Origin of the sequence: Embleya sp. NPDC056575, from assembly GCF_042793325.1 — a bacterium.
Taxonomy (GTDB): Bacteria; Actinomycetota; Actinomycetes; order Streptomycetales; family Streptomycetaceae; genus Embleya.
Map to the genome: position 1 here is coordinate 1 of NZ_JBHTVA010000205.1, position 266 is coordinate 266.

A 266-nucleotide genomic window follows, 5' to 3' on the forward strand; every position below is an offset into this window, starting at 1 on the left:
GCTGCTGCTGTATCACATGCGCGGCTCCGATATCTTCAGCCGGAACGCGGACAAAGATAAAATCCGTTTCATCCATTTGGCGTACAGTATAAAAAGCTTCAAACAGCCTCTTTAGCTGCCCGGTACTATTTGCCGCAAGAAGTTTGACGTTCATGACTTTCTTCTGAAGCACCTTGCTTTCCCACAAAGAATCTTCGTAAAGCAATACGCCTTGGAGCCTGCTGTTTTCAAAAAGGCCGAGGGAAAATTGATACGGAACATCCAGT

Annotated in this window: 1 protein-coding gene; it reads right to left on the minus strand. The window is 46.2% G+C overall.

Annotated features, from left to right (window positions below):
* A partial coding sequence (locus tag ACFRCG_RS48780) for a hypothetical protein (protein WP_380043130.1) occupies positions 1-266 on the minus strand: 266 nt, incomplete at both ends.